A 26,988-nucleotide genomic window follows, 5' to 3' on the forward strand; every position below is an offset into this window, starting at 1 on the left:
CGGGTGCGGCGGTCAGAAGAAGGTGTCGGCCACGTCGATGACGCGGTACTGGTCGTCCACCAGCAGCACCTGGCGCCACTTGTCGAACGTCAGGCAGGGGTGGGAGATGTCGAAAGCGATCATGTCGCCGACCTGGATGTCGTCCGCGTCGTCGATCTGCATGAAGGCATGCTGGTCCATCATCGCGGTGAGCTTCCAGTGCGCCGGCGCGGCCCCGGGGGCGGCGTTCTGGCCGGGGCGATGGCGCAGCGACGGCGTCGGCAGGCCGGCGTCGAAGGCGGCGTCGCGCTTGCCCAGGGCGACGATGGCGCGGCCCGGTTCCGGCAGCGACTGCACGTAGGCCCAGACTTGCAGCGCGGGCTGCAGGCCCGGCTCCATCTTGTGGGCGACCGGGTTGTGGGCATTGATGCGCTCGGCGGCCGAGCGGTAGACGCCGACGTCGTGCGACAGGTAGCAGCCCGGGCGCAGCACGACTTCCAGCGGCGCGCCGATGTCCAGTTGCGAGAATTCCTCGGCCACCACGTCGAACCAGGCCGAGCCGGCGCCGGAGATCAGGGCGGGGCCGTTCTTGCGCAGGCGGCCGGCGGTCGCCAGGCCGCGCAGCGCGTCGGTGGCGCGGCGCAGGAAGGCGCGGATGGCGCTTTCCTCCTGCAGCACGCCTTCGTAGACTTCGATGCCGGCCAGCGCCAGGCCGGGCCAGCGGCCGATTTCCTCGACCACGGCCTGCAATTGTGCGTCGTCGCGCACGCCGGTGCGGCCGCCGGCCGGGCCCAGTTCGATCAGGACCGGCAGCACCAGGCCCTGCTCGCCGAAGTAGCGGCCCAGCTGGGCGGCGTTGGCGGCCGAGTCGACGATGCAGAAATAGGTGAAAGCCGGATCGCGCAGCAGGTTGGCGATCAGCGCCATGTTGGCGCGGCCGACCAGCTGGTTGGCCATCAGCACCCGGCGGATGCCGTGGTGGTAGGCCGCCACCACCTGCGGCGCGGTCGCCAGGGTGATGCCCCAGGCGCCGTTGTCGATCTGGCGCTGGAACAGCGCCGGGCTCATGGTGGTCTTGCCGTGCGGCGCCAGCTTGACGCGGTACGCTTCCATGAAGCGTTGCATCCACTGCAGGTTGTGGCGCACGCGGGTCTCGTACAGCACCGCCACCGGCAGGCTGACGTCCTCGGCCAGCAGGTCCCAGTTCAGCGCCGCCACGTCGGCGTTGGTACAGGACGCCGGAAACGCGCCCAGGCCCTTGCCGTTGACGTCCAGGGGGGCTGCGGTGATCGAGGATTGGGGCATGGTGGGCGCTCGTGTCTGGAAAATATTTACGGCAAATCCGTTTTTTTTCATTATCGTGAAAGAAATTTACAAGCGGCAGTTGGGAGTTACCCGTAGTTGTTGCCTGCGATGGCGGCCGCTGGCCGTCGCCACCCGGGCGACCCGACAGGCCGCCGCCCGCTCGCGGCCATTGGCGCGACAATAGGAAATCCGCGGCGATGCCTGTTTGCCGCCCCACACAAGGAAGAGTCATGCTGAAAGTCGCTTTGGGCCAGTTCGCCGTCAGCCGCGTCTGGGAAGAGAACGCCCAGGTCTGCGTCGATCTCATGGCGCGCGCCCGCGAGGGCGGCGCCGGCCTGCTGGTGCTGCCCGAGGGCATCCTGGCGCGCGACATCACCGACCCGCAGATCGTGCTGAAGGCCGCCCAGCCGCTGGACGGCCCCTTCATCACGCGCCTGCTCGAGGCCAGCCGCGGCTCGTCGCTGGCCACCATGATGTGCGTGCACGTGCCGACGGGCGACGGCCGGGTCTGGAACACGCTGGTCACGCTGCAGGATGGCCGCATCGTGTCGCAGTACCGCAAGCTGCACCTGTACGACGCCTTCACCATGAAGGAATCGACCAACGTCACGCCCGGCAACGACATCCCGCCGCTGCTGGAGATCGGCGGCCTGAAGGTCGGCCTGATGACCTGCTACGACGTGCGTTTCCCCGAACTGGCGCGCCGCCTGGCGCTGGACGGCGCCGACCTGCTGGCGCTGCCGGCGGCCTGGGTGCGCGGCCCGTTGAAGGAAAAGCACTGGGAAGTGCTGGTCACGGCGCGCGCGCTGGAAAACACCTGCTACGTCGCCGCCACCGGCGAGTGCGGCGAACGCAACATCGGCTGCAGCATGGTGGTGGATCCGCTGGGCGTGGTCACGGCGCAGGCCGGCGAGGCGCCCGCGCTGGTGTTCGCCGACATCGATCCCGAGCGCCTGGCGCATGCCCGCAAGGTGCTGCCGGTGCTGGCCAACCGCCGGTTTTCCACGCCGGAACTGGCCTGAAACGGCGGTTTCGCGCCGGCCCGCCGGCTGGGGCGCCGCACGCCGCTCGCCGGCCCGGCCGCCAGGGGCGAAGGGCGGCCGGACATGTTGTAATACTGGCTTGATTTCCTTGCCGTATTCCCTCATCTGCTGCCAATGAGCAACGATCTCTTCGCGGCCGATCCCGCCCATCGGCCCTACGTGCCCCTGGCCGAGCGCCTGCGTCCGCGCACGCTGGCCGACGTCGTCGGCCAGTCGCACCTGCTGGGGCCGGACAAGCCGCTGCGCGTGGCGTTCGAATCGGGCCGTCCGCATTCCATGATCTTCTGGGGGCCGCCGGGCGTGGGCAAGACCACGCTGGCGCGCCTCATGGCCGACGGTTTCGACGCCCAGTTCATCGCCATCTCCGCCGTCCTGGGCGGCGTCAAGGACATCCGCGACGCCGTCACCGTGGCGCAGGTGGCGCAGGGGCAGGGCCGCCGCACCATCCTGTTCGTCGACGAGGTGCACCGCTTCAACAAGGCGCAGCAGGACGCGTTCCTGCCCTACGTCGAAAGCGGGCTGTTCACCTTCATCGGCGCCACCACCGAGAATCCCTCGTTCGAGGTCAACTCGGCGCTGCTGTCGCGCGCCCGCGTCTACGTGCTGCAGTCGCTCACGCCCGAGGAACTGCAGCAGCTGGTCGACCGCGCCATCACCGCGTTCAACGAAGGCCACGACGAGGGGGCCCGCATCCTGATCGACGCCGACGCGCGCGAACAGCTGGCGGCCTGGGCCGATGGCGACGCGCGCCGCCTGATCAGCGCGGTCGAGGTGGTGGCCGAATCGGCGCAGGCGGCCGGCCGCGACACGGTCGACGCGGCCTGGCTCGAGATCTCGCTGTCGCAGAACCTGCGGCGCTTCGACAAGGGCGGCGACGCCTTCTACGACCAGATCAGCGCGCTGCACAAGTCGGTGCGCGGCTCCAACCCCGACGCCGCGCTGTACTGGTTCTGCCGCATGATCGACGGCGGCGCCGATCCCAAGTACCTGTCGCGCCGGCTGGTGCGCATGGCGGTCGAGGACATCGGCCTGGCCGATCCGCGCGCCACCGACCTGGCCGTGAATGGCGCCGATATCTACGAGCGGCTGGGCTCGCCCGAGGGCGAGCTGGCGCTGGCCCAGGCGGTGGTCTACATGGCCTGCGCGGCCAAGTCCAACGCCGTCTACAACGCCTACAACCAGGCCCGTAAATTCGCCGCCGAACATGGCAGCGCGCCGGTGCCGATCCACCTGCGCAACGCGCCCACCAAGTTGATGAAACAATTGGGCCATGGCAAGGCCTACCGCTATGCCCACGACGAGCCGCATGGCTATGCCGCGGGCGAGCAATATTTCCCCGATGGGCTCAAGCCTTCCTTCTATCGGCCGACCGATCGCGGCCTGGAGGCTAAAATCCAGCAGAAGTTGGCATTTCTGCGCGAGCTGGACGCGCAAGAACGTGCCAAGAAACGGTAACGGGCGCCGCCCGTTGCTTCCCGCAATCTCACCGACATCACCATGCTAGACCCGATACTGCTGCGCAAAGACCTGCAAACCGTCGTAGACCGCCTCAAGAGCCGTGGCGTGTCCTTCGACACGGAACGGTTCAACGAGCTGGAGTCTCGCCGCAAGGCGGTCCAGACCGAAACCGAATCCCTGCAAGCCCGCCGCAACGCGCTGGCCAAGCAGATCGGTCAGCTCAAGGCCAAGGGCGAGGACGCCAGCGCCGTCATGGCCGAATCGCAGGCCGTGCCCGAGCGCCTGAAGCAGCTGGAAGAAGAGCTGGCCGCCCTGCAGCAGCCGCTCAACGAGCTGCTCATGTCGGTGCCGAACCTGCCGCACGCCAGCGTGCCGCTGGGCGAATCCGCCGACGACAACGTCGAAGTGCGCCGCTGGCTGCCCGCCGCGGCCGGCGCCGACGGCAATCCGCCGGCGCTGCCGTTCGAGGCCCGCGACCACGTCGCCCTGGGCGAACCGCTGGGCCTGGACTTCGACATGGCGGCCAAGCTGTCGGGCGCGCGCTTCTCGTTCATGCGCGGTCCGATCGCCCGCCTGCACCGCGCGCTGTCGCAGTTCATGCTCGACCTGCAGACCGGCACGCACGGCTACACCGAGTGCTACACCCCGTACATCGTCAACGCCTCGACGCTCTACGGCACTGGCCAGCTGCCCAAGTTCAAGGACGACATGTTCGCCGTGTCCAAGGGTGGCGGCGATGACGATCCCAAGGTCGACGAGCACGGCAAGCCGTTCGTGCGCGAAGACCAGTATCTGATCTCCACTTCGGAAATCACGCTGACCAGCGTCGCCCGCGACACCATCCAGGCCGCCGCCGACCTGCCGCTCAAGCTCACCGCCCACACGCCGTGCTTCCGTTCCGAAGCCGGCAGCGGCGGCCGCGACACGCGCGGCATGATCCGCCAGCACCAGTTCGACAAGGTCGAAATGGTGCAGATCACGCAGCCCGACCAGTCCTACGAGGCGCTGGAAGACATGGTCGGCCACGCCGAACGCGTCCTGCAACTGCTGGGGCTGCCGTACCGCGTGGTGCTGCTGTGCACCGGCGACATGGGCTTCGGCTCGGCCAAGACCTACGACCTGGAAGTCTGGTTGCCGGCGCAGAACACCTGGCGCGAAATCTCGTCGGTGTCCAATTGCGAAACCTTCCAGGCCCGCCGCATGCAGGCGCGTTTCCGCAATGCCCAGGGCAAGCCGGAATACGTGCACACGCTGAACGGTTCCGGCCTGGCCGTGGGCCGCGCGCTGGTGGCCGTGCTGGAAAACCACCAGCAGGCCGACGGCAGCATCCTGGTGCCCGAGGCGCTGCAACCCTACATGGGCGGCCTGACGGTATTGAAGCCCTGACGCCGAAATCGCGCGCGCAATAAAAAACGGAGCCCAAGGGCTCCGTTTTTTATTTTCCTCATCGGGTCCGGCACGCCGCTTGCTGTTAGCGCAAGTCGGCCACACGGCGGATGGCGGGAAAACCCGCCTTATTTATGATCGAGACATAATTCTGTCGTCTCGGGAGATTATCTTGACGACACGAGTGCTTGATTTTGATGTGAGCAATTGTGTATTTTCAATAAAAGGGCCGGATAGTTGCGGCACAATACACCTGCGTTCGACACGCATCATTCACTTATATAACAAGGAGTTGTCCATGACTTCAAGAATGATTGGAGATTTTCGTGTGAGATGCTCTGTGGCTCAGGAAGACGAGCAGGGCTTTCGCGTGCAGATATGGACCCGTCGCGTAGGCGGAACCGCACCGGAAAAATGCTGGACCGTGCCAGGACAGGCGCCGTTCACAAGCTTGCACGAAGCCGAGCAGGAAAGTCGGCAGTTGTTTGAAGAAATCAATGGTGTTCGTTTCAACGGTGAACCGGAGTTTGCACATGCGTCCGCATAATGGCTGGTGGCGGGCCTCCAGCGCCCCGCGCCGCTGGATTGACCTCGTTCAGGAATCGTCGCGTTGGGCCGCGGGCAAGCCCACCCCGGCGTCGCAACAAGCGCCGGCCGCCACGGCCGGCAAACCCGTTCAGGCCCCCGCGGCCTGACCTGCTTTCCGCGGCGTACCGGAAATTACGCCGCAGAAAAAAAGGCCACTCCCAGGAGTGGCCTTTGTCTTTCTGGGCGCCGCGTCACCGGCCGGCGCGGATCGATCAGCGGTGCCAGCCGCCGCGGCCGTGGTAATAGCCCGGGCCGGGGCCGCGATAGTAGCCGCCACGGTGGCCCCAGTAGCCGCCGCCGCGGATGTAGACCGGCGCCGGGTACACCACCGGGGGCGCGACGTAGACGGGCGCCGGGCGGTAGTAGACCGGGGGCGGCGGGGCGTAGACGGGCGCCGGCGCCACGTAGACGGGCGCGGGTGCCACATAGACCGGCGCCGGGTACACGACCCCGGGGACGCCGATCGAGATGCCGACGTCGACGCGGGCCAACGCGACGCTGGAGATCAGCAGGCCGGCGACACCGGCCCCAGCGATTAGCCATTTTTTCATGTTGCACCTGCCTACTGCGTTATGCAGCAAAGTTGAGTATTCCGTTGAGGCTATTTTCGATCTTTTCGGATCGGCATGGGTAAACGACCGTCCCTCAATAGCGACAATCCGCAACGGTTGCGGGCGCGCCGCGGACCCGCGTGCTGCGGCGCGGCAGGCGAATCCCGCTCTGGTAAACCCTCGTCTGAAATCGACTGAAATAAGGTGGAATGCGGTGAAGTCAGGCAGGGGGGTTACAGGTCGTCACCATCACGGCGTTGGGTGATCCCTGGCAACAACACCGGTATGCCCGCGCCAGGCGTCGATCCGCGCGCGATGGCCCGGCCCGCGGCCGCGTTGCTATTCCTCGCCCGGTTGCTGGCAGCGGAATTCGACCACCCAGACCCACGGATTGGCGGCCCAGGCGTGCGCCCCATAGCGTTCGCACCAGGTCAAGGCAAACGCTGTTTGCAGCGGCACGCCCGGCAACAGCGCGGACGCGTGATAGAGCGCCTGCGTGCCTTCGGCGCGCGCGTCGGCTTCAGACAGTTTTTGCAGGCGCTGGATGCGCACGCCCACCACGACCGCGGTGGCGAACGGCTTGCCGCTCTCGTCTTCGAGCGTGATGCTCTCGCCCGACTTGCCATAGGGGCAGCTGACCCAGGGTGAGGTCTTGCGCAGTTCGCTCGCGCCGTCGCGCGCCGGCCCCATGGCGACCCATTTGCCGGAGTCCGCCGCGTCGGCGTACCAGGCAGTCGTCGGCTTGGTGGGCTGAGGCTTGACGATGCGCCGGGTCTGCACTTTGGAGCCATTCAGGATGGCTTGCTTGAGCGGCTCGCTGAATTGGAGTGCTTGCCTTTTCATACCTGTGTTGTTCCCCTCACGATCGACGCACTTACACCAGAAATGCTGCGGCCGAGTCGACGCGTGCCAACATGGCGGGCTCCCGGAGCCTCGCCTGGAACAGTATGACGCGTCGCAGGCGCCGTGTCAGGCAAAGGGTTACTTGTGTGTCTTTTTGAATACGTCGCAAGGTTGTTTGTATACTCGACGCATGAATACAGACCTGCACGATCTCAAGCCCGGTTACTACTGGTACACCATGGCCAATGACCCGCTGGCCGTCATCCATATTCACGACGACGGTGGCGCCACATTGATGGGCACCGACTATCGCCTGGGCGCCGAAGGCGTGGCCGACATGCTGCGCCAGGGCCAGCGTTTCTTCTGGATCGAACCGCCGCAACAGGCTTGACCCGGCGTCGCCGCGCGGCCGCCTGGCGGCCGCGTCCCGCCCCTAGGACGCCGCAATGACCGACATGCTGCTGCAAGACGTCCGCCTGCCCGATGGCGCGGCCGCCGACGTACTGATGAGCCATGGCCGCATCGCGGGCATCGGCCCCGACCTGCAGGCGCCGCCCGACGTGGCGCGCGAGCAGGGCGGCGGCGCGTTGCTGTTGCCCGGCCTGGTGGAAGGCCACACCCATCTGGACAAGACCACCTGGGATTCCCCCTGGTACGTGAACCAGGTGGGGCCGGCGCTGACCGACCGCATCGACAACGAGCGCGCCTGGCGTGCCGCCAGCGGCCATGACGCGGCCAGCCATGCGCGCGCGCTGGCGCTGGCTTTCCTGCGCGAAGGCACCACCCGCATCCGCAGCCACGTCGATGTCGACACTGATGCCGGGCTGCGCCACCTTGACGGCGTGCACGCCACCCGCGAGGCGCTGGCCGGCCTGGTCGAGATCCAGACCGTGGCGTTTCCGCAATCGGGCCTGCTGATCCGGCCGGGCACCGCCGCATTGCTGGATGCGGGCCTGGCCGCGGGCGCCGACGTGCTGGGCGGACTGGACCCCTGTGCCATCGACCGCGATCCGGCGCAATCGCTGGACGTGCTGTTCGATCTGGCGGAAAAGCACGGCAAGCCCATCGATATCCATCTGCACGAGCCGGGCGACCTGGGCGCCTTTTCGCTCGACCTGATCCTGGACCGCGTGCAGGCGCTGGACATGCGCGGCCGCGTGGTCATCAGCCACGCGTTCTGCCTGGGCGGCGTGGACGCCAGGCGCCTGGACGGCCTGCTCAAGCGCCTGGCCGCGCTGGATGTGGCGCTGCTGACCACGGCGCCGCCATCGCGCCCGGTGCCGGCGCTGCGCGCCTGTCGCGAAGCCGGCGTGACGCTGTTCGGCGGCAACGACGGCATCCGCGATACCTGGACGCCCTACGGCAGCCCCGACATGCTGGCGCGCGCCATGATGATCGGCCTGCGCAACGACCTGCGCCGCGATGACGAGATCGGCTGGGCCTTCGACTGCGTCAGCGCCGCCGCGGCCCGCGCCTGTGGCTTCGCGGACTACGGCCTGGCGCCTGGCGCCCGCGCCGATCTGGTGCTGGTGGCGGCCAGCGGCGTGGCCGAGGCGGTGGCGCAGCGCGCGCCGCGCCGCCTGGTGATCGCCGGCGGCAAGGTGGTGGCGCGCAACGGCCAATTGCTGGCCGGCGTGGCGGCCTAGGCCGCGGCGCGCGGCAGCAGCCTCGTTCGCCGGCCGTCAGGCGGCCGCCGCGCGCGGTGGTTCAGCGCTCCGCCGCCGCCTGGCGTTCCGCCATCTCCACGAACACCCGCATCAATTCGGATCGCACGCCCGAGCGCGGCCAGATCGCGCCGACACTGCGCGCCGGACAGGGGGCCGGCAGCGGCCAGCGCCTGACTGGCGCGGACGCGCCCGTGGTGGCCCAGTCCGGCAGCAGCGCCACCCCCAACCCCTCCGACACCAGCTTGGCGATCGAGTCGATGCCGTCCAGCTCGAAGCGCACGTGCGGCCGCAGGTCGCGGGCGCGCAGGTAGTCGTCGGCCATGCGGCCGCCCACCACGCTGCGGTCATAGCGGATGTAGGGCTCGCGCGCGATCACCGCCAGCGGGTCGGACACCGCCATGTCGGCGGGCGTCACCAGCACCAGCGGCTCGCGTCGCAGGTCGCGCCAGACGCAGGACTTGGGCAGCGCGAACAGCGGATGCACCAGCAGCGCGCCGTCCAGTTCACCGGCCAGCACCTTGCCGTAGAGCAGGGTGGTGGGCGCGGGCTCGATATAGATCTCGATATGGGGATGGCGCGCCGCCCAGGTGCGCAGCACGGGCGGCATGATGCCGGTCAGCGCCGTGGGCGTGGCGCCCAGGCGCAAGGGGCCGGCCGGCAGGTCGGACTCGGTGGCCGCCGAACGCAGGTCGCGCAGATCGCGCAGCACGTTGCGGGCGCGTTCCAGGATCCGGGTGCCGGCCGCGGTTGGCTTGACCGTGCGGCCCGAGCGCGCGATCAGCGCGCTGCCCATGTCGGCCTCCAGCGCGCGCAGGCGCTGTTGCACGGTGGCCGGTGTCAGCCCCTGGTGGCGCGCGGCCTGCGCGATGGAGCCCAGTTCCACCACGTGCACATAGGTCTGCAGGAATCGCGAATCCATCGTCTGGCGCCTCGGGAAGATGTTTTTTTCATATTCTAAATATGGATCAAGATAATTGTTTGTTTCTTTGGCGGCGGCAAGAATGCGCTTGAGCGTTGCGCCGGCGCAAGGCGCGCCGGCAGCGCAACCCGCACCATTCCCGTTATCAGGAGCCAGCCGTGCCCATCATTGAATCCATCGACGTTTGCGCCGCCGCGGTGCCCTTGGACAAGGTCACCTCGTTTTCGAACCGCACCGTCTCCACCCGCCACTACGGACTGGTCAAGGTCCGCAGCACCGATGGCGTCGAAGGCATCGGCTTTTGCTACGTCGGCAGCGCCGGCGGCGCGATCTTCGAGGCCGCGGTGCAGAGCCTGCTGGCGCCGGTGCTGCTGGGCAAGGACTCGCACGCGGTCGAAGGGCTGTGGCAGTCCATGTACCAGGAAGCGTTGCTGCAAGGGCGGCAGGGCACGGTGATGCGCGCGCTCAGCGCGCTCGACATCGCGCTGTGGGACCTCAACGCCAAGACGGCGGGGCTGCCGCTGCACAAGTTCCTGGGCGCGGTCGAACTGGAGTCGGTGCCGGCCTACGCCAGCGGCGGCTACTACCTGGATGGCAAGACGCCGCAGCACCTGGGCGAGGAAATGGCGAGCTACGTCGCCAAGGGCTTTGCCGCCGTCAAGATGAAGACCGGCCGCCTGTCGCCGCGCGAGGAAGAGGCGCGGTTGAAGGCGGCGCGCGAGGCCGTGGGGCCGGACGTCGAGCTGATGATGGACTGCAACAACGCCTGGCAGGACGTGACCCAGGCCATGCAGTACATCCGCCGCTTCGAGCAGTACGAGCCGTACTTCATCGAAGAGCCCTTCGGTCCCGATGACATCGACAGCCACGCCAAGCTGGCGCGCCTGACGCACCTGCCCATCGCCACCGCCGAGATCGGCTATGGCCGCTGGTACCACAAGGAGCTGCTGGACAAGGGCGCGGCCGGCATTTTGCAGACCGACGCCGCGGTGTGCGGCGGCATCACCGAATGGAAGCGCATTGCCGCCACCGCCGCCAGCTACGGCGTGGTGGTGTGCCCGCACTGGTTCCACGACGTGCACGCGCCGCTGGTGGCCGCCACGCCCAATGCGCGCTATGTTGAGTTTTTCTGGGACGATCAGGTCCTGAATTTCCGCAAGCTGGTGGACCGCCAACTGACTCACAAACAGGGCCGCGTGGTGCTGCACCAGGAGCCGGGGCTGGGATTCGGTTTCGATGAACGCATGGTCGAACGCTACGGCAAGTGGACCCGTATCGGCCGCTGACAGGAGAGTCTTCATGAGCACACGAGCCGCGGACCGGCCGCAAGGCGTCTATTCCCCGGTCCTCACGCCCTTCAATGCGGATCTGTCGCCGAGCGCGCCGCGCTTCGTCGGGCATTGCCGCGCGCTGCTGGAACAGGGCGCGGGGCTGGCGATCTTCGGCACCAACTCCGAGGCCAATTCGCTCAGCGTGGCGGAAAAGCGCCATCTGTTGGACGCCTTGCTCGAGGCCGGCCTGCCGGCCGCGCGCATGATGCCCGGCACCGGCGCCTGCGCGCTGCCCGACGCGGTGGAGCTGACGCGCCACGCGGTCGGCGCCGGTTGCGGCGGCGTGCTCATGCTGCCGCCGTTTTACTACAAGGGCGTCAGCGACGAGGGCCTGTTCCGCGCCTTCGCCCATGTGATCGAACGGGTGGCCGACGAGCGCTTGCGCATCTACCTGTATCACATCCCGCCGGTGTCGGGCGTGCCGATCAGCCTGGGGCTGATCGACCGGCTGCTGGGCGAGTTCCCCGGCATCATCGCCGGCATCAAGGATAGTTCCGGCGACTGGGCCAACACCCAGGCCATGCTGCGCGACTTCCAGCCACGCGGCTTCGATGTGTTCGCCGGCACCGAAACGGTGTTGCTCGACACGATGCGGGCGGGCGGCGCGGGCTGCATCACCGCCACCGGCAACGTCAATGCCGCGCCGATCGTCGCGCTGTACCGCTCGTGGCGCGAGGCGGGCGCCGAGGACCGCCAGCGCGCCCTGAACGAGACCCGCGCCATCTTCCAGTCGTACCCGATGATCCCGGCGATGAAGGCCGCGATCGCGCAGCGGCGCAACGATCCGGCCTGGGCCACGGTCAGGCCGCCCCTGGTGGAACTGGACGCCGCGCAATCGGCGCAACTGGCGCAGCGGCTGGCGGCGCCCGCGGCCTGACCGCGATCGCAGCACCCGCAGGACGCCGTGGCCCCAGCCGGCCGCGGCGGGCAAGGCTTACCAACAGTCGCCGGGCATGGACCCGGCGCGCGAGGAGACAACCATGCAACGTAGGGAATTCATTACCGGCGCCGCGGCGCTGGGGGCGGCGCTCGTCCTGCCATCGGCCAGGGCGCAGCCACCGCTGCCGCCTGGCCCGGTCAAGATCGTGGTGGGCTTTCCGGCGGGCGGCGGCACCGATGTGCTGGCGCGCCTGCTGGGCCAGAAGCTGGGCGTGATGTGGGGCATCCCGGTGATCGTCGAGAACCGCGCCGGCGCGGCCGGCATCATCGCCGCCGAACAGGTGGCGCGCCAGCCGCCCGACGGCAACACCCTGCTGATGGCGCACGTCAACAGCCACGGCATCGCGCCCGGCCTGCAGCCCAAGCTGGCCTATTCGGCCGAACGGGATTTCTCGCCCATCGCGCTGGTGGGCAAGACGCCGACCCTGCTGATCGGCGGCGCGGCGCAGCCGGCCAAGACCCTGCCCGACCTGGTGGCGCTGTGCCGCGCGCAGCCCGGCAAGATCATCTTCGGCTCGGCCGGCAGCGGCTCGGCGCAGCACCTGGCGCTGGAGATCTTCAAGGCCCGCGCCGGCATCGACGTGCTGCACGTGCCCTACAAGGGATCGGCGCCGCTGATGAACGACCTGCTGGGCGGCCACGTGCAGTATTGCTTCGAGGGCATGACCACGGCCACGCCGCTGATCCAGTCCGGCAAGGTGTTGGCCCTGGCGCAGACGCTGCAGCAGCGCTCCAAGAGCCAGCCCGACGTGCCGACGGTGGCCGAACAGGGCTATCCCGGGTTCGAGGCCAGCATCTGGTTCGGCATGGTCGGCCCGGCGAAGATGCCGGCCGACATGATCGCGCGCATGAACCAGGACATCGACCGCGTCCTGGCCATGGCCGACGTGCAGGAAAAGCTGGCCCAGGTCGGCGCCGAAGACGGCGGCGGCAGCGTGCAGCGCTTCGCCGACTTCATGCGCGACGAGCAGCGCAAGTACGCCAAGACCATCCTGGACGCGAAGATCGTGGCCGAAGGGTAGGGGGCGGGACCGGGCGGTAGCAAAAGACGCAAAGAAAAAGGCCAATCCCGGGGGATTGGCCTTTTTTGAATACTGGCGGAGAGGGTGGGATTCGAACCCACGGTACGGGGATACCGTACGCCTGATTTCGAGTCAGGTACATTCGACCACTCTGCCACCTCTCCGTGGCTGGGTTCCGCAACGGTGAAATTCCAGTGGCCGGTGCTGGGGGTTAGTCCATCAGCGGTTCCTGGTTTCCCACGATCAGATTCCTGGTCGGAAGAATCTGCGTTGTCGGAGCAGCGAAGCCCGCAATTCTACAGCAAAAAAAACTTTTGTGTAAAGCCTTTCGATGTCGGGCGCTTCAGACGGTTTCCCCGACTTCCCCATTGGGCATTCTTTGCGCAGAATCGGACTGTCTCGATCCGCACGCATCGCGCCGATGAATCTGATCCTCATCCTGTTGCTTGCCGCCGTCCTGTGCGTGCCGCTGACCCAGCGGCTGGGGCTGGGCGCGATCCCGGGCTACCTGCTGGCCGGCGTACTGGTGGGGCCGTCGTGCCTGAAGCTGGTGACCGACGTGGGCGACATGGTCAATGTGTCGCAATGGGGCGTGGTGATGATGCTGTTCATCATCGGCCTGGAACTGGCGCCCCGGCGCCTGTGGGCGATGCGCCGCGAGGTCTTCGCGCTGGGCGCGATGCAGATGCTGGCCTGCGGACTGCTGCTGGGGCTGGTGTTCGGCGCGGCCCTGCGCCATCTGGCCGGGATGGGCTGGCAGGCGGCGGTGCTGTGCGGGCTGTCGCTGGCCTTGTCGTCGACCGCGGTGGCCATGCGGCTGCTGGAAGAGCGCGGCCTGACGCGCGCGCCGATGGGACGTTCGGCACTGGGCGTGCTGTTGTTCCAGGACATGGCGGCGATCCCGATGCTGGTGGCGGCCGGCCTGCTGGGATCGGGCGGCGCCGCCGAGCCGTCTTTCAAAGAAGCGCTGATCGCGGTCACGGTGGTGGCCGTGGCCTACCGGCTGCGGCTGCTGGGCTGGGCGGCCAAGGCGCAGTTGAAGGAACTGTTCACCGCGGCGGCGCTGCTGATGGTGATCGGCACGGCCCAGCTGTTCAACTACGCGGGCCTGTCGGCCGGCCTGGGCGGCTTCCTGGTGGGAGTGCTGATGGCCGAGTCGCGTTATCGCGATGAACTGGAAAACGCCATCGAGCCGTTCAAGGGCCTGCTGCTGGGCCTGTTCTTCGTGGCCATCGGCATGTCCGTGAACCTGCATGTGGTGGCGGAGCGCTGGGGCTTCATCCTGGGCGGCGTGACGGCGCTGCTGCTGGTCAAGGCGGTGGTGCTGTACGGCTTCGCGCGCGTCCTGGGCCTGCCGCGCTATCACCGCCTGCTGTTCGCCATGGTGCTGGCGCAGGGCGGCGAGTTCAGCTTCGCGATCTTCAACGAGGCCTGGGACAACCACCTGATGGACCTGGACCAGCGCGACGTGCTGGCGGTGGTGGTGGCGGTGTCGATGGGCGTGGTGCCGATCCTGATCAAGCTGCTCGAGCGCGTTCCCGAACGGTTTGGCGGCATGGCCGACCTGCCCGAGCCGGCGCCGCCAGCGGCCGCTGGCTCGGCGCCGGAACGGCAGGATGCCGCGCCGCCGGCGCCCTCGGCGGCGCGGCCCGATCCGCCGCCGCGCCCTTGACCCCGCGGCGCGTGGGGACATGGCATGATGGGCGCCTTGCCGGGCAGCTACACTTGACGCTGTTTTTCAGCCCGTGTTTCGCCCACGGCGCCGGCCGGTGTGTCTTGGCCGTCGCCCGCCTTCCGCGCCCCGCCACAGGAGAACATCTATGCTCAAAGGAAAAGTCGCAGTCGTCACCGGTTCCACCAGCGGGATCGGCCTGGGTATCGCCACCGCGCTGGCCGCGCAGGGCGCCGATATCGTCCTGAACGGCTTCGGCGACGCCGCCGAGATCGAAAAGGTGCGCGCCGGCCTGGCCGCCCAGCATGGCGTCAAGGTGCTGTACGACGGCGCCGACCTGTCCAAGGGCGACGCCGTGCGCGGCCTGATCGACAACGCGGTGCGCCAGATGGGCCGCATCGACATCCTGGTCAACAACGCCGGCATCCAGCACACCGCGCTGATCGAGGACTTTCCCACGGAAAAATGGGATGCGATCCTGGCGCTGAACCTGTCGGCCGTGTTCCATGGCACCGCCGCCGCGCTGCCGCACATGAAGAAGCAGGGCTTCGGCCGCATCATCAACATCGCCTCGGCGCACGGCCTGGTGGCCTCGGCCAACAAGTCGGCCTATGTTGCCGCCAAGCACGGCGTGGTGGGCTTCACCAAGGTGACCGCGCTGGAAGCCGCCGGCCAGGGCATTACCGCCAACGCCATCTGCCCGGGCTGGGTGCGCACCCCGCTGGTTGAAAAGCAGATCTCGGCGCTGGCCGAAAAGAATGGCGTCGACCAGGAAACCGCCGCGCGCGAACTGCTCAGCGAAAAGCAGCCGTCGCTGCAGTTCGTCACGCCCGAACAATTGGGCGGCACGGCCGTTTTCCTGGCCTCCGATGCCGCCGCGCAAATCACCGGCACCACCGTCTCCGTCGATGGCGGCTGGACGGCGCGCTGATCAAAGGAATCTTCGAATGCTGTTTCTGCTTTCCCCCGCCAAGAAGCTGGACTACGACTCGCCGGTGCACGTCGAGACGCACACCCAGCCGTTGTTCGTGGACCAGGCCGCCGGCCTGATCAAGGTCCTGAAGACCAAGACCGCGGACGACATTTCCGAACTGATGAGCCTGAGCCCGGCGCTGTCCGAACTCAACGTGCAGCGCTATGGCCACTGGAAGCGCACCTTCACCCAGGCCAATTCGCGCCAGGCGGTGCTGGCCTTCAACGGCGATGTGTACGAAGGCCTGGAGGCCTCCACGCTGTCGGCCAAGCAGCTGGACTGGGCCCAGGAACACGTGGCCATCCTCAGCGGCCTGTACGGCGTGCTGCGGCCGCTGGACCTGATGCAGCCGTACCGCCTGGAAATGGGCACGCGCCTGGAAACGCCCAAGGGCAAGAACCTGTACGAGTACTGGGGCAGCGGCATCGCCGACTACCTCAACGAGCGCCAGGCCGGCCAGAAGGCGCCGGTCATCGTCAACCTGGCGTCGGAAGAGTATTTCAAGTCGGTCGACCTGAAGGCGCTCAAGGCGCGCGTGGTGCAGTGCGTGTTCCAGGACTGGAAGAACGGCGCCTGGAAGATCATCAGCTTCCACGCCAAGCGCGCGCGCGGCCTGATGGCGCGCTACGCCATCCTGCACAAGGTGTCCAAGCCCGAAGGCCTGCACGGCTTCGACCTGGAAGGCTACCAGTACGACGCCTCGGCCTCCACCGAAAACAAGCTGGTGTTCCGCCGCAAGCTCTGAGCGGCCCGGACGCGCCATTGAAAAAGCCGGCTCCGCGAGGGGCCGGCTTTTTTCGTTGCACGCGGCGAGAGGGACGCGTCAGGCCGGCGCCGCCACCGGCGGCGCATGTTGTGGATCGGCCAGGGCGTGCAGTTCCTGGCGGATCATGTGGGTGGCCTTGAGCATCTGCTTGACCGGATAGACCAGCGCCGCCTGCTCGCCTTCGGTGTCGAACTGGGTGGGCAGGTCGGCGGGCGCCTGCGCGCGGTTCTCGTCCAGCAGGTCGACCATGCCGGCCAGCGCCCGCTGCACCGCCTCGGGCGTGGCGGGCAGGGCGGCCAGGATGGGAATGGCCGCGGTGATCTGCGAGGCCAGCACATGGTTCTGGATCAGCAGGTTGTTCAGCTCGGGCACGCTGACCTGGTGCGACTTGGGCTCGCTCATCATGCGGTAGAAGGCCTCGGCGAAATTGCTGAAGGCGATGTGCACGTTCTTGCGCGCCAGGCGCCAGGCCAGGTCGGCGTCGGTGACCGCGGGCGTCGCGTCGGCGGCCGCGCCCACCGGCGCGCCGTGCGCCTGCATCGCTTCCACGTAGCGCATGCCGGCCACCAGGTATTCGCGGTTGGCGCGGGTGGCGGCCGCCGCCAGCGGCTTGAGGTAGCGCGCCTCCCACCACGGCAGGATGTAGCTGCACACCAGCGCCAGCGCGCAGCCGATCAGGGTGTCGATGGCGCGTTCGCCGATCACCGACATCGACACCGTGCCGGGCGAGACGAAGTGGAACACCAGCACCACGAACAGCGTGTTGAAGATGGCGCTGGCCATGTAGTTCAGCTGCACCATGCTGTTGCCCATGATGCAGGCGCCCAGCAGGACCGCGAACAGGATGGCGGGCTTGTCGGTGACGTTGAACAGCAGCAGCGCGCAGATGCAGCCGATCAGCGTGCCCATCAGGCGCCAGCCGTTGCGCTGGCGGGTCAGCGCGAAGCCCGGCTTCATGATGATGACGATGGTCAGCATGATCCAGTAGTTGTGCGCCGAGAACGCCGGCGACAGCCAGCGGCTGGCCAGCGTCATGGCGATGGCGGCGGCGGCCGTCACGCGCAGCGCGTAGCGAAAGTGCGGCGAGTCCAGCCGCAGGTTGCTGGTCAGCAGGCCGACGCGGAATTCCTGGCGCGAGATGAAGCGCGTCAGCGACTTGTTGATGCGCAGCACGTCGGTGGGCTTGGCGTGCGGCGAAGCGGCGGTGTGATCGGCCAGCCGGTCGACGATGCGGGCCGAGTTGCGCAGCCGGCGCAGCACCTGCACGATCAGCGCCAGCATCTCGGGCTCGCGCTCGCCCAGGCCTTGCTGCTTGAGCTGTTCGATCTCGTATTCGATGGCGCGCAGCTCGGCCTTGGCGCTGCTGCGGTACTGCACCTTGCGGCCGCGCGACACGTCCAGCGCGATGCGGTTCAGCTCCAGCGACATCTTCACCAGCGCGTCGCGCATGAACATCAGGCAGTCGTTGCCGGCCAGCGCGCGGCGCAGCGCGGCGTAGTCGGTGTGGGTGGCCACCAGCGTATCCAGCAACTGCAGCATGTCGACGAACATGTTCCAGATCATCACGCGCCGGCGGTCGCCCAGGCCCTTGCCGCGGGGCAGGGCGCGCAGCACCATGTCGCGCGCGGCCTGGTGCTTTTCGGTCATGATGGACTGGCGCTGGATGACGTTGCGGTAGGCCTCGTCCAGGTCGGCGGTCTCGTCGTAGAAGGCGGCGCGCGCGGCGACGTAGTCGGCGGTGGCGAACAGCGCCACCGACATCGCCTGCTGCTCCTCGCGCAGCCAGAACAGCCGTGAAAATCCCAGACTGAACGCCACGTAGAACAGCGCCCCGCCCAGCGTCGCGGCGGCGTGCGCCAGCACCTCGTGCGGTTCCAGCGGCGAATGCATGGTCAGCGTCATCAGCAGCAGGCCAGCGAAGCCGATCAGGCCGCCGCGCTTGCCGAACACGGTGAGCATCGAATAGACGAAGCACTGCGCGATGACCACCAGCCAGATCAGCACGGGGTGGGTCGAGGCCAGGCCGGTGATGATGACGGTCAGCGTGCCCAGCGCCGCGCCGCCCAGCATCTCGTTGGTGCGGTGCCGCTGCGGGCCGCCGGGCTGGTCGATGATGGCCAGGCATTGCGCGCCGAAGGTGGCGACCAGGCCGGTCGCGTAGTGGCCGAACAGCCCGCCCAGCACCAGCACCGGCAACAGCATGCCCACCCCCTGGCGCACCCCTCCGAAGAAGTAGTGGCTGTAGAGGAAGCGGCGAATGCTGGCAATGCGCAGATCCATGGGCGGCGGGACTCGGTTCCGGGTGACGCGTCAAGTATAGAGAGGCTGGCGGCCTTTTAGGGGTCGGATGGTTACCGGACTTTCCCGCGGGGTCCGGCGCGACTTCCGTGCAACGTCCGCGAAACCTCGATTTGCTAGCTTTGACGCAACGCGGTAAATTGCTCCACTTGCGCCGGTCTGCCTATCCGAAACCGGTGCGATGAGGCGGATGGCCAGGGTCACCTCCCAGCCATCCCGCAGCAGATACATTTGCCGTTGGCCGCGCCACAAGCGTGTGTTGCCAAGGCTTCCATTTCGACCTCCAGCGTCCCCAAGGGGCGTTAGCACTGCGTTCTGTCGAGCGTGTGCCGGGTCGGCAGGGTGTCCGGGTGGCGTGGCTCCGTGAGCCGCTAAGCGCCGGATCATGTTGCCGTAGCCGGTATGGGTTCAGTTGCCGCCGTATCCGGGCGCGCAGCAGTCAGGGTTGCAGGGCCGGTTTTGAAAGGAATGACAACATGGAAATGAATGGCGCCGATATCGTCGTGCGCTGCCTGGCCGATGAAGGCGTGGAACACGTTTTCGGCTACCCTGGCGGCGCGGTGCTCTACATCTACGACGCGATTTTCAAGCAGGACAAATTCCAGCATATCCTGGTTCGTCACGAGCAAGCCGCCGTGCACGCGGCCGATGCCTACTCGCGCTCGTCGCAGAAGGTCGGCGTCTGCATCGTGACCAGCGGTCCGGGCGTGACCAATGCCGTCACCGGCATCGCCACCGCCTACATGGACTCCATCCCGATGGTCATCATCAGCGGGCAGGTGCCCACTGCGGCCATTGGCGAGGACGCCTTCCAGGAATGCGACACCGTCGGCATCACCCGTCCCTGCGTCAAGCACAACTTCCTGGTGCGTGACGTCAAGGACCTGGCCGAAACCATGCGCCGCGCGTTCTACATCGCGCGCACCGGCCGTCCCGGCCCGGTGCTGGTGGATATCCCCAAGGACATCACCGTCGCGCAGTGCAAGTACACCCCGCCCAAGGGCGAGATCTCGATGCGTTCCTACGCGCCCGTCAACAAGGGCCACCAGGGGCAGATCAAGAAAGCCGTGCAGATGCTGCTGGCCGCCGAGCGGCCGATGATCTACACCGGCGGCGGGGTCATCCTGTCGAACGCCGCGCCCGAGCTGAACAAGCTCGTGTCGCAACTGGGCGCGCCCTGCACCAGCACCCTGATGGGCCTGGGCGGCTTCCCCGCCAGCAGCGGCCAGTTCGTGGGCATGCCCGGCATGCACGGCACCTACGAGGCCAACATGGCGATGCAGCACTGCGACGTGCTGCTGGCCATCGGCGCCCGTTTCGACGACCGCGTGATCGGCAACCCCAAGCACTTCGCCCAGAACGCCCGCAAGATCATCCATATCGATATCGACCCGTCGTCGATTTCCAAGCGCGTGCGCGTGGACGTCCCGATCGTCGGCAACGTCAAGGATGTGCTGGCCGACCTGAGCGCGCAGTACGAGGCCGCCGCCGCCGAGCACAAGCCGGCTTCCATCGCCAAGTGGTGGGAGCAGGTCGAGACTTGGCGTGGCAAGGAATGCCTCAAGTTCGCCAACTCGGACGAAGTCATCAAGCCGCAGTACGTGGTGGAAAAGCTCTGGGAAGTGACCGGCGGCGACGCCTTCGTCACCTCAGACGTGGGCCAGCACCAGATGTGGGCGGCGCAGTACTACAAGTTCGACAAGCCGCGCCGCTGGATCAACTCCGGCGGCCTGGGCACCATGGGGGTGGGCCTGCCGTACGCCATGGGCGTGCAGATGGCCAATCCGGGTCATGACATCGCCGTGATCACCGGCGAGGCCTCGATCCAGATGAACATCCAGGAACTGTCGACCTGCGCGCAGTACCGCCTGACGCCCAAGATCGTCTGCCTGAACAACCGCTTCCTGGGCATGGTCCGGCAGTGGCAGCAGATCGACTACGGCTCGCGCTACTCCGAGTCGTACATGGATTCGCTGCCCGACTTCGTCAAGGTGGCCGAGGCCTACGGCCACGTGGGCCTGCGCATCGAGCGCCCGGCCGACGTCGAGCCGGCGCTGCGCGAAGCGTTCAAGAAGCACAAGGAGCGCCTGGTCTTCCTGGACTTCATCACCGACCGCACCGAAAACGTGTGGCCGATGGTCAAGGCCGGCCGCGGGCTGACCGAAATGCTGCTCGGCTCTGAAGACCTGTAAGGAGGCCACCATGAAGCACGTGATTTCCGTCCTCCTCGAAAACGAGCCCGGCGCGCTGTCGCGCGTGGTCGGCCTGTTCTCGGCGCGGGGCTACAACATCGAGACCCTGACCGTGGCGCCGACCGAGGATGCCACGCTGTCGCGCATGACCATCGTCACGACCGGCTCGGATGAAGTCATCGAGCAGATCACCAAGCACCTGAACCGCCTGGTGGACGTGGTCAAGGTCGTGGACCTGACCGAAGGCGCGCACATCGAGCGCGAGCTGATGCTCGTGAAGGTGCGCGCGGTCGGCAAGGAACGCGAGGAAATGAAGCGCATGGCGGACATCTTCCGCGGGCGCATCATCGATGTGACCGACAAGTCCTACACCATCGAATTGACCGGGGTGCAGGAAAAAGTACAGGCCTTCCTGGAGGCCCTGGACCGCAGTGCCATCCTTGAAACCGTACGCACCGGCGTGTCCGGCATCGGCCGCGGTGAACGGATTCTGAAGATTTGACCGGCCTTCCAGGCCAAGCCGCACCCTACATACGAACCAACGAATATCCAAGATATCTGGAGCACCCCATGAAAGTTTTCTACGACAAAGACTGCGATCTCTCCCTCATCAAAGGCAAGACCGTTGCCATCATCGGCTATGGCTCGCAAGGCCACGCGCACGCGCAGAACCTGCATGAGTCGGGCGTGAAGGTCATCGTCGGCCTGCGCAAGGGCGGCGCCTCGTGGAACAAGGCCGCCAACGCCGGCCTGGAAGTCAAGGAAGTGGCGGAAGCCGTCAAGTCGGCCGACATCGTCATGATGCTGCTGCCCGACGAGAACATCGCCTCGGTCTACAACAAGGAAGTGCACGCCAACATCAAGGCGGGCGCCGCCCTGGCCTTCGCCCACGGCTTCAACGTCCACTACGGCCAGGTCGTGCCGCGTGAAGACATCGACGTCATCATGATCGCCCCGAAGGCCCCCGGCCACACGGTGCGCAACACCTACAAGCAAGGCGGCGGCGTGCCCCACCTGGTCGCGGTCTACCAGGACAAGTCGGGCGCCGCGCGTGACGTGGCCCTGTCGTACGCCAGCGCCAACGGCGGCGGCCGTGCCGGCATCATCGAAACCAACTTCCGCGAAGAAACCGAAACCGACCTGTTCGGCGAACAGGCCGTGCTGTGCGGCGGTACCGTCGAACTGATCAAGGCCGGTTTCGACACGCTGGTGGAAGCCGGCTACGCGCCCGAAATGGCGTACTTCGAGTGCCTGCACGAACTGAAGCTGATCGTCGACCTGATCTATGAAGGCGGCATCGCCAACATGAACTACTCGATCTCGAACAACGCCGAGTTCGGCGAGTACGAAACCGGCCCGAAGATCGTCACCGACGAAACCCGCAAGGCCATGCGCCAGTGCCTGACGGACATCCAGACCGGCGAATACGCCAAGAAGTTCATCCTGGAAAACACCGCCGGCGCCCCGACGCTGACCTCGCGCCGCCGCATCAACGCGGAATCGCAGATCGAAGTGGTGGGCGGCAAGCTGCGCGCCATGATGCCCTGGATCGCCGCCAACAAGCTGGTGGACAAGTCCAAGAACTGATTCCGGTTTCCGCGCGGGGCTTGCGCCCCGCGCGCGCCGGCCGAAAGCGGCATGCCTCGCGAGGGCATGCCGTTTTTATTTGCGCGGAAAGTGCCCGAGGCGGGCGCGCCACCGGGGCGCGGGCGGCGCTTTTCGCGCCGGCGGGGCCGGATCGCGGCGGGCATGGCCCTTGCTGCGGCCCGTTGCGGGGCCAGATGAGTTAACCTTTCAATGTCTGTCGTAAGTAATTGAGACCATGCCCAATTTTTCCATGCGCGATTCCGAGAACCGCCACCGAAGCATCTACCTGCTGCCCAACGCATTCACCACCGCGGCGTTGTTCGCGGGGTTCTATGCCGTGGTGCAGGCCATGAACAACCGCTTCGAGGTCGCCGCCATCGCCATTTTCGTGGCCATGGTGCTGGACGGCATGGACGGCCGGGTGGCCCGCCTGACCAATACCCAGTCGGCCTTCGGCGAGCAATACGACTCGCTGTCCGACATGACCTCGTTCGGCGTGGCGCCGGCGCTGGTGATGTACGAATGGATCCTGAACGACCTGGGCCGCTGGGGCTGGCTGGCGGCGTTCGTCTACGTGGCCGGGGCCGCGCTGCGCCTGGCGCGCTTCAACACCAATATCGCGGTGGTCGACAAACGCTACTTCCAGGGCTTGCCGAGCCCGGCGGCGGCGGCGCTGGTGGCCGGCTTCGTGTGGCTGGCGGTCGACAACAAGCTGCCGATCCACGACAGCGTGATGGCCTGGGTCGCGTTCACGCTGACCATGTACGCCGGCATCACCATGGTGTCCAACGCCCCGTTCTTCAGCGGCAAGAGCTTCGCCCTGGGCCGCAGCGTGCCGTTCTGGGGCATCCTGCTGGTGGTGGCGGTGTTCGTGTTCGTCTCCAGCGATCCCCCGGTGGTGCTGTTCGGCCTGTTCGTGCTGTACGGCTTTTCGGGCTGGGTCATCTGGGCCTGGCGCTGGAACCGCGCCCGCCGGCTGCAGCAGGAGCGCCGCGGCCAGTCTTCCTGACCTGGCCCTGGCAATGAAAAACCCGCCTTCCGGCGGGTTTTTCATTGGCGGACCGGGTGGAGCTCAGCGCCACATGAAGCGGTCATCGTCGTACATCGGGTCCGGGCCGGGATGGAAGTGGGTCAGCGAGTTGCCGTCGCGGCCCATGTAGACGTACATCAGCGAATTCCAGACGCTGTTTTCCTTGTAGCGGTACGACCACACGACTTCGCGCTTTTCGCCCAGGCCAGCTTCCTCGATGCGGGCGGGCGGCCCGAATTCGCAGCGCACGCGCTCGGGGCTCCACTGGCCCTGTTCGAGCACCTTGAAGTGGGCATCGGTCAGCAGCGGCATGACGCGGTCGACACGGCCGTCGGTGCCGACATTGGCGCCCCAGGCATACTGGCCCATGGGCTGTTGCGTCCAGATCACGCGGCGGCCGCCGTTGGCCTGCGGGCATTCGAAGTTGGGCCGGCCGAACTGGGCCTGGACGTCGGCCAGGGGCGTGCCGGGGGCAACCTGGGCCAGGTTGGCGCAGGCGGCCAGGCTGGCGAGGGCCGCGGCGGCCAGGGTGGTGCGGGCAAGTTTGTAATAATTCGACATATTATTGCTCCTGTGGCCTCCCGCCGGGATGGCGATGCGGCATCCGGCGGCGAGTTGGCGGTGTCACTGGGGTAATTCTAGCGAATCGGCTATAATCAGCAGGCTTTATCAAGTGTATTGATTTTGCACGATGCTTTGCGCCGGCAACGGGGCTGGACTGGATCGGATCGAAATGGGGCCCTGGCCTTGTTTTCCGGCATTGCCAGGGCAGTCTCGAAGCAGCAGTGAGAACGCAACAACGCTTACCGCCGGCAGCGATTTTTTCCAAACCACGTCAGGGCGCCTCGGCCCTGTCGCATGTCCGAAGAGGTCATCAATGTCCGTAGCTGACATCAAGAAATCCGATATCGTTGCGCAGTTCCAACGCGCTCAAGGCGATACCGGCTCCCCCGAAGTTCAGGTGGCTCTGCTCACCGCCCGTATCAACGAGCTGACCGGTCACTTCAAAGAACACATGAAGGACCATCACTCGCGCCGCGGTCTGCTGCGTATGGTCAGCCGTCGCCGCAAGCTGCTCGACTATCTCAAGGGCCGCAATCCCGATTCGTACCGCGCACTGATCGAAAAACTCGGTCTGCGCAAGTGATCGACGGGGCTGGCTCCCCATGACGCAACCGTGGTCGGTGCGACGCATGTCGCGACGGCCACGGTTTTTCATTTGTAAGGAATAATCGTCATGTTCAATAAAGTGACAAAATCGTTCCAGTACGGCCAGCACACGGTCGTCCTGGAAACTGGCGAAATCGCTCGCCAGGCCTCCGGCGCCGTTGTGGTGTCGATCGAGGACACCGTCGTCCTGGCCACTGTCGTGGCGTCCAAGAAGGCCAAGCCCGGCCAGACGTTCTTCCCCCTGACCGTCGACTACATCGAGAAGACCTACGCCGCGGGCCGCATCCCCGGTGGCTTCTTCAAGCGTGAAGGCAAGCCGTCCGAGAAGGAAACGCTGACCTCGCGCCTGATCGACCGTCCCCTGCGTCCGCTGTTCCCCGAAGACTTCTACAACGAAGTCCAGGTGGTCATCCACACGCTGTCGGTCAACCCCGAAATCGATCCGGACATCGCCGCCATGATCGGCGCGTCGGCCGCCCTGGCCATCTCCGGCATCCCCTTCAACGGCCCGATCGGCGCCGCCCGCGTGGGTTACATCGATGGCCAGTACGCCATCAACCCGACCGCGTCGCAGCTGAAGTCGTCGAAGCTGGACCTGGTGGTCGCCGGTACCGAAAACGCCGTGCTGATGGTGGAATCGGAAGCCGACCAGCTGTCCGAAGAAATCATGCTGGGCGGCGTGGTCTACGGCCACGAGCAGATGCAGGCCGTCATCAACGCCATCCACGAACTGGTCAAGGACGCCGGCAAGCCCGATTGGGACTGGCAAGCGCCCGCCAAGGACGAGGCCCTGATCGCCGCCGTGACCGCGGCCGCCCAGGAAGGCCTGAACGCCGCCTACCAGATCCGCGAAAAGCAGGCTCGCACCACCAAGCTGCGCGAAGTGTCGGCCGACGTGTCGGCCAAGCTGGCCGCCGCCGCCGCCGAAAAGGGCGAGGCGCTGCCTGACGCCGTGACCGTCGACAACATCATGTTCTCGCTGGAATCGGCCATCGTCCGCGGCCAGATCCTGAACGGCGAACCGCGTATCGACGGTCGCGACACCCGCACCGTGCGCCCCATCAGCGTGCGCCTGGGCGTGCTGCCCCGCGCGCACGGCAGCGCCCTGTTCACCCGCGGTGAAACCCAGGCGCTGGTCGTGGCCACGCTGGGCACCAAGCAGGACGAGCAGATCATCGACGCGCTCATGGGCGAGTACCGTGACCGCTTCATGATGCACTACAACATGCCTCCGTTCGCCACCGGCGAAACCGGTCGCATCGGCGTGCCCAAGCGCCGCGAAATCGGCCACGGCCGCCTGGCCAAGCGCTCGCTGATTCCGCTGCTGCCGGCTCCGGAAGACTTCCAGTACACCATCCGCATCGTGTCGGAAATCACCGAGTCCAACGGCTCGTCGTCGATGGCTTCGGTCTGCGGCGGCTCGCTGGCCATGATGGACGCCGGCGTGCCGGTCAAGGATCACGTGGCCGGCGTGGCCATGGGCCTGATTCTGGACGGCGGCAAGTTCGCCGTGCTGACCGACATCCTGGGTGACGAAGATCACCTGGGTGACATGGACTTCAAGGTCGCGGGCACCGAAAACGGCGTCACCGCGCTGCAGATGGACATCAAGATCCAGGGCATCACCAAGGAAATCATGCAAGTGGCGCTGGCGCAAGCTCGCGAAGGCCGCCTGCACATCCTGGGCAAGATGAAGGAAGCGCTGGACGGTTCGCGCGGCGAGCTGTCGGCTTTCGCCCCGCGCATGCTGACCATCAAGATCAACCCCGAGAAGATCCGCGACGTGATCGGCAAGGGCGGCGCCACCATCCGCGCGCTGACCGAAGAAACCGGCACCCAGATCGACATCTCCGACGACGGCACGATCGTGATCGCCAGCGTCGACGAAGCGCAGGCCAAGGAAGCCCAGCGCCGCATCGTCGAGCTGACCGCCGACGTCGAAGTGGGCCAGGTCTACGACGGCTCGGTCCTGCGCCTGCTGGACTTCGGCGCCATCGTGCAAGTGCTGCCGGGCCGCGACGGCCTGCTGCACATCTCGGAAATCGCCAACTACCGCATCGCCAACATCAACGATGTGCTGAAGGTCGGCCAGCAAGTCCGCGTCAAGGTCATCGAGGCCGACGACAAGGGCCGCCTGCGCCTGTCCATCAAGGCAATCGGTGGCATCGAGCAGCAGCAAGCCGCTGCCGAAGCCGCCCCGCAAGCGGAACCGCAAGCCGAATAAGGCCTGCCTTTCCCTGCTGAAGAACGGCGCCGCGAGGCGCCGTTT

At 66.8% G+C, this 26,988-nt stretch carries 24 protein-coding genes and 1 tRNA gene; 18 read left to right on the forward strand and 7 right to left on the reverse strand.

Translation table 11 applies throughout. The features are described from left to right. Positions 1-12 precede the first annotated feature (12 nt). A complete protein-coding gene (locus AC1HFW_RS31025; protein WP_479286366.1) occupies positions 13-1,284 on the reverse strand; it encodes an amino acid deaminase in 1,272 nt (423 codons plus the stop codon). A 230-nt stretch (positions 1,285-1,514) separates the two neighbouring features. Between AC1HFW_RS31025 and AC1HFW_RS31030 the strand changes: the two genes are divergently transcribed. The 4 genes from AC1HFW_RS31030 to AC1HFW_RS31045 all read left to right on the forward strand — a co-directional run bounded on the left by AC1HFW_RS31030 (position 1,515) and on the right by AC1HFW_RS31045 (position 5,718). Then, positions 1,515-2,306 (forward strand): deaminated glutathione amidase, encoded by a 792-nt coding sequence (locus AC1HFW_RS31030; RefSeq protein WP_006393265.1) that lies wholly within the window; start codon positions 1,515-1,517, stop codon positions 2,304-2,306. 135 nt (positions 2,307-2,441) lie between these two features. After that, the gene (locus tag AC1HFW_RS31035) at positions 2,442-3,782 is read left to right on the forward strand and encodes a replication-associated recombination protein A (protein WP_061072278.1); all 1,341 of its coding nucleotides are present in this window, start codon (positions 2,442-2,444) and stop codon (positions 3,780-3,782) included. 42 nt (positions 3,783-3,824) lie between these two features. Further along, positions 3,825-5,171: a serine--tRNA ligase gene (gene serS / locus AC1HFW_RS31040; RefSeq protein WP_238891633.1), complete on the forward strand. Its 1,347-nt coding sequence runs from the start codon at positions 3,825-3,827 to the stop codon at positions 5,169-5,171. 298 nt (positions 5,172-5,469) lie between these two features. Then, entirely contained in the window at positions 5,470-5,718 is a 249-nt protein-coding gene (locus AC1HFW_RS31045; protein WP_081105067.1) for a hypothetical protein, read from the forward strand. 253 nt (positions 5,719-5,971) lie between these two features. On the opposite strand, the gene AC1HFW_RS31050 is transcribed toward AC1HFW_RS31045, so the two are convergent. Both AC1HFW_RS31050 and AC1HFW_RS31055 read right to left on the reverse strand, forming a co-directional pair. Beyond that, positions 5,972-6,310 carry a virulence factor gene (locus AC1HFW_RS31050; RefSeq protein ID WP_104021603.1) on the reverse strand — a complete coding sequence of 113 codons (339 nt, stop codon included), beginning with the start codon at positions 6,308-6,310 and terminating at the stop codon, positions 5,972-5,974. Between the two features lie 339 nt (positions 6,311-6,649). After that, entirely contained in the window at positions 6,650-7,153 is a 504-nt protein-coding gene (locus AC1HFW_RS31055) for an ASCH domain-containing protein (protein WP_006393269.1), read from the reverse strand. A gap of 190 nt (positions 7,154-7,343) precedes the next feature. Between AC1HFW_RS31055 and AC1HFW_RS31060 the strand changes: the two genes are divergently transcribed. Both AC1HFW_RS31060 and AC1HFW_RS31065 read left to right on the forward strand, forming a co-directional pair. Next, positions 7,344-7,544 (forward strand): hypothetical protein, encoded by a 201-nt coding sequence (locus AC1HFW_RS31060; RefSeq protein WP_006393270.1) that lies wholly within the window; start codon positions 7,344-7,346, stop codon positions 7,542-7,544. Positions 7,545-7,599: 55 nt separating this feature from the next. Next, positions 7,600-8,799 carry an amidohydrolase family protein gene (locus AC1HFW_RS31065; protein ID WP_479286368.1) on the forward strand — a complete coding sequence of 400 codons (1,200 nt, stop codon included), beginning with the start codon at positions 7,600-7,602 and terminating at the stop codon, positions 8,797-8,799. A gap of 61 nt (positions 8,800-8,860) precedes the next feature. Here AC1HFW_RS31065 and AC1HFW_RS31070 read toward each other — a convergent pair whose 3' ends face one another. Continuing rightward, positions 8,861-9,739: a LysR family transcriptional regulator gene (locus AC1HFW_RS31070; protein ID WP_061072275.1), complete on the reverse strand. Its 879-nt coding sequence runs from the start codon at positions 9,737-9,739 to the stop codon at positions 8,861-8,863. Between the two features lie 158 nt (positions 9,740-9,897). On the opposite strand from AC1HFW_RS31070, the gene AC1HFW_RS31075 reads away from it, so the two are divergent. From AC1HFW_RS31075 to AC1HFW_RS31085, 3 genes are all read left to right on the forward strand, one after another. Then, complete coding sequence (locus AC1HFW_RS31075) at positions 9,898-11,025, forward strand: mandelate racemase/muconate lactonizing enzyme family protein (RefSeq protein ID WP_006393273.1); 1,128 nt, start codon at positions 9,898-9,900, stop codon at positions 11,023-11,025. Positions 11,026-11,038: 13 nt separating this feature from the next. After that, entirely contained in the window at positions 11,039-11,947 is a 909-nt protein-coding gene (locus AC1HFW_RS31080; protein WP_061072274.1) for a dihydrodipicolinate synthase family protein, read from the forward strand. A gap of 103 nt (positions 11,948-12,050) precedes the next feature. Continuing rightward, complete coding sequence (locus AC1HFW_RS31085) at positions 12,051-13,031, forward strand: Bug family tripartite tricarboxylate transporter substrate binding protein (protein WP_479286370.1); 981 nt, start codon at positions 12,051-12,053, stop codon at positions 13,029-13,031. Between the two features lie 73 nt (positions 13,032-13,104). Here the strand turns inward: AC1HFW_RS31085 and AC1HFW_RS31090 are convergent. Continuing rightward, positions 13,105-13,195 (reverse strand) — tRNA-Ser (locus AC1HFW_RS31090). 257 nt (positions 13,196-13,452) lie between these two features. On the opposite strand from AC1HFW_RS31090, the gene AC1HFW_RS31095 reads away from it, so the two are divergent. The 3 genes from AC1HFW_RS31095 to yaaA all read left to right on the forward strand — a co-directional run bounded on the left by AC1HFW_RS31095 (position 13,453) and on the right by yaaA (position 16,421). Beyond that, the gene (locus tag AC1HFW_RS31095; protein ID WP_006393276.1) at positions 13,453-14,703 is read left to right on the forward strand and encodes a cation:proton antiporter domain-containing protein; all 1,251 of its coding nucleotides are present in this window, start codon (positions 13,453-13,455) and stop codon (positions 14,701-14,703) included. A gap of 148 nt (positions 14,704-14,851) precedes the next feature. After that, positions 14,852-15,634 carry a 3-hydroxybutyrate dehydrogenase gene (locus AC1HFW_RS31100; RefSeq protein WP_006393277.1) on the forward strand — a complete coding sequence of 261 codons (783 nt, stop codon included), beginning with the start codon at positions 14,852-14,854 and terminating at the stop codon, positions 15,632-15,634. Between the two features lie 16 nt (positions 15,635-15,650). Beyond that, entirely contained in the window at positions 15,651-16,421 is a 771-nt protein-coding gene (gene yaaA, locus AC1HFW_RS31105; RefSeq protein WP_479286371.1) for a peroxide stress protein YaaA, read from the forward strand. 78 nt (positions 16,422-16,499) lie between these two features. Here the strand turns inward: yaaA and AC1HFW_RS31110 are convergent, their stop codons facing one another. Continuing rightward, positions 16,500-18,722, reverse strand: coding sequence for an FUSC family protein (locus AC1HFW_RS31110; RefSeq protein WP_198485385.1), 2,223 nt, complete (start codon positions 18,720-18,722; stop codon positions 16,500-16,502). Between the two features lie 440 nt (positions 18,723-19,162). Here AC1HFW_RS31110 and AC1HFW_RS31115 point away from each other — a divergent pair, with 440 nt between their 5' ends. The 4 genes from AC1HFW_RS31115 to pssA all read left to right on the forward strand — a co-directional run bounded on the left by AC1HFW_RS31115 (position 19,163) and on the right by pssA (position 23,528). Then, positions 19,163-20,932 (forward strand): acetolactate synthase 3 catalytic subunit, encoded by a 1,770-nt coding sequence (locus AC1HFW_RS31115; RefSeq protein WP_346780045.1) that lies wholly within the window; start codon positions 19,163-19,165, stop codon positions 20,930-20,932. Positions 20,933-20,942: 10 nt separating this feature from the next. Next, positions 20,943-21,434 (forward strand): acetolactate synthase small subunit, encoded by a 492-nt coding sequence (gene ilvN, locus AC1HFW_RS31120; protein ID WP_006217868.1) that lies wholly within the window; start codon positions 20,943-20,945, stop codon positions 21,432-21,434. A 68-nt stretch (positions 21,435-21,502) separates the two neighbouring features. Next, positions 21,503-22,519 carry a ketol-acid reductoisomerase gene (ilvC, locus tag AC1HFW_RS31125; RefSeq protein ID WP_006393281.1) on the forward strand — a complete coding sequence of 339 codons (1,017 nt, stop codon included), beginning with the start codon at positions 21,503-21,505 and terminating at the stop codon, positions 22,517-22,519. 235 nt (positions 22,520-22,754) lie between these two features. Further along, entirely contained in the window at positions 22,755-23,528 is a 774-nt protein-coding gene (pssA, locus tag AC1HFW_RS31130; protein WP_006389119.1) for a CDP-diacylglycerol--serine O-phosphatidyltransferase, read from the forward strand. A 63-nt stretch (positions 23,529-23,591) separates the two neighbouring features. Here the strand turns inward: pssA and AC1HFW_RS31135 are convergent, their stop codons facing one another. Further along, the gene (locus tag AC1HFW_RS31135; protein ID WP_479286373.1) at positions 23,592-24,110 is read right to left on the reverse strand and encodes a hypothetical protein; all 519 of its coding nucleotides are present in this window, start codon (positions 24,108-24,110) and stop codon (positions 23,592-23,594) included. Positions 24,111-24,426: 316 nt separating this feature from the next. On the opposite strand from AC1HFW_RS31135, the gene rpsO reads away from it, so the two are divergent. Both rpsO and pnp read left to right on the forward strand, forming a co-directional pair. Further along, positions 24,427-24,696, forward strand: a complete 270-nt coding sequence (rpsO, locus tag AC1HFW_RS31140; RefSeq protein ID WP_006223612.1) for a 30S ribosomal protein S15 — start codon at positions 24,427-24,429, stop codon at positions 24,694-24,696. A 90-nt stretch (positions 24,697-24,786) separates the two neighbouring features. After that, complete coding sequence (gene pnp, locus AC1HFW_RS31145; protein ID WP_241075207.1) at positions 24,787-26,943, forward strand: polyribonucleotide nucleotidyltransferase; 2,157 nt, start codon at positions 24,787-24,789, stop codon at positions 26,941-26,943. The last annotated feature ends 45 nt before the right edge of the window (positions 26,944-26,988 follow it).

This window comes from Achromobacter sp. ISS7, assembly GCF_056523125.1.

Excerpts from the sequence above, each read along its gene's own strand:
- AC1HFW_RS31025 (WP_479286366.1), bottom strand. The coding sequence starts at position 1,284 with ATGCCCCAATCCTCGATCACCGCAGCCCCCCTGGACGTCAACGGCAAG.
- AC1HFW_RS31030 (WP_006393265.1), top strand. The coding sequence starts at position 1,515 with ATGCTGAAAGTCGCTTTGGGCCAGTTCGCCGTCAGCCGCGTCTGGGAA.
- AC1HFW_RS31035 (WP_061072278.1), top strand. The coding sequence starts at position 2,442 with ATGAGCAACGATCTCTTCGCGGCCGATCCCGCCCATCGGCCCTACGTG.
- serS (WP_238891633.1), top strand. The coding sequence starts at position 3,825 with ATGCTAGACCCGATACTGCTGCGCAAAGACCTGCAAACCGTCGTAGAC.
- AC1HFW_RS31045 (WP_081105067.1), top strand. The coding sequence starts at position 5,470 with ATGACTTCAAGAATGATTGGAGATTTTCGTGTGAGATGCTCTGTGGCT.
- AC1HFW_RS31050 (WP_104021603.1), bottom strand. The coding sequence starts at position 6,310 with ATGAAAAAATGGCTAATCGCTGGGGCCGGTGTCGCCGGCCTGCTGATC.
- AC1HFW_RS31055 (WP_006393269.1), bottom strand. The coding sequence starts at position 7,153 with ATGAAAAGGCAAGCACTCCAATTCAGCGAGCCGCTCAAGCAAGCCATC.
- AC1HFW_RS31060 (WP_006393270.1), top strand. The coding sequence starts at position 7,344 with ATGAATACAGACCTGCACGATCTCAAGCCCGGTTACTACTGGTACACC.
- AC1HFW_RS31065 (WP_479286368.1), top strand. The coding sequence starts at position 7,600 with ATGACCGACATGCTGCTGCAAGACGTCCGCCTGCCCGATGGCGCGGCC.
- AC1HFW_RS31070 (WP_061072275.1), bottom strand. The coding sequence starts at position 9,739 with ATGGATTCGCGATTCCTGCAGACCTATGTGCACGTGGTGGAACTGGGC.
- AC1HFW_RS31080 (WP_061072274.1), top strand. The coding sequence starts at position 11,039 with ATGAGCACACGAGCCGCGGACCGGCCGCAAGGCGTCTATTCCCCGGTC.
- AC1HFW_RS31085 (WP_479286370.1), top strand. The coding sequence starts at position 12,051 with ATGCAACGTAGGGAATTCATTACCGGCGCCGCGGCGCTGGGGGCGGCG.
- AC1HFW_RS31095 (WP_006393276.1), top strand. The coding sequence starts at position 13,453 with ATGAATCTGATCCTCATCCTGTTGCTTGCCGCCGTCCTGTGCGTGCCG.
- AC1HFW_RS31100 (WP_006393277.1), top strand. The coding sequence starts at position 14,852 with ATGCTCAAAGGAAAAGTCGCAGTCGTCACCGGTTCCACCAGCGGGATC.
- yaaA (WP_479286371.1), top strand. The coding sequence starts at position 15,651 with ATGCTGTTTCTGCTTTCCCCCGCCAAGAAGCTGGACTACGACTCGCCG.
- AC1HFW_RS31110 (WP_198485385.1), bottom strand. The coding sequence starts at position 18,722 with ATGGATCTGCGCATTGCCAGCATTCGCCGCTTCCTCTACAGCCACTAC.
- ilvN (WP_006217868.1), top strand. The coding sequence starts at position 20,943 with ATGAAGCACGTGATTTCCGTCCTCCTCGAAAACGAGCCCGGCGCGCTG.
- ilvC (WP_006393281.1), top strand. The coding sequence starts at position 21,503 with ATGAAAGTTTTCTACGACAAAGACTGCGATCTCTCCCTCATCAAAGGC.
- pssA (WP_006389119.1), top strand. The coding sequence starts at position 22,755 with ATGCCCAATTTTTCCATGCGCGATTCCGAGAACCGCCACCGAAGCATC.
- AC1HFW_RS31135 (WP_479286373.1), bottom strand. The coding sequence starts at position 24,110 with ATGTCGAATTATTACAAACTTGCCCGCACCACCCTGGCCGCCGCGGCC.
- rpsO (WP_006223612.1), top strand. The coding sequence starts at position 24,427 with ATGTCCGTAGCTGACATCAAGAAATCCGATATCGTTGCGCAGTTCCAA.
- pnp (WP_241075207.1), top strand. The coding sequence starts at position 24,787 with ATGTTCAATAAAGTGACAAAATCGTTCCAGTACGGCCAGCACACGGTC.